The organism is Mesorhizobium sp. M1A.F.Ca.IN.020.06.1.1, from assembly GCF_004023265.1.
GTDB lineage: Bacteria > Pseudomonadota > Alphaproteobacteria > Rhizobiales > Rhizobiaceae > Mesorhizobium.
In genome coordinates, this window is sequence record NZ_RZSR01001723.1 from 1 (window position 1) to 545 (window position 545).

The following is a 545-nucleotide window of genomic DNA, read 5'->3' on the forward strand; positions in this document are numbered from 1 at the left end:
GGTTGACGCCGCCCAGCGCATAGACCTGGCCGTAGGATTTCTTGATATCGCGCAGTTCGATGATGCGTTCGCCCATGCGATCCTCGCTTCCAATTGTGTTATCGGCCGCTTGCCGGCGATCCGGTCGGCCGGGCCCAACCCCGACCGACCGCCTGGGAGGTCAACGCAGCGCCTGCTTGGCCAGCTCGGCGACGATCTCGTAATTCTGCGGCGTGACGAAGCCGGCGCCGGTATCGACATTCATCGGCGCCAGACCCAGCACCACCTGCTGGCAAAGGCTCAAGATCGGCAGATAGCCCTGCAGGAAAGGCTGCTGGTCGGCCGTCAGCTGCACCCAGCCGCCCTTGAAGCCTTCGACGATCTGCGGGCTGGTGTCGAAGCCGAAGTTGAAGATGTCGCCGGGCTTGCGTCCCGCCGCCTGCATATAGGTGGCGACGTTGCCTAGCATCTGTCCGCCGGGATAGCCGACCGCCTTGACGTCGGGGTGGTTGAGCAGAGCCGCCGTGATCACCGGAATGGCAAGGTTCGGGTCGGACGCCCATTCG

General features: G+C 64.4%; 1 protein-coding gene. It reads right to left on the reverse strand.

Features of this window, described 5'->3' with window-relative positions:
• Positions 1-160 precede the first annotated feature (160 nt).
• Positions 161-545 (reverse strand): substrate-binding domain-containing protein (locus tag EOA60_RS36550; protein WP_164899950.1); only part of this gene is annotated, 385 nt, incomplete at its 5' end.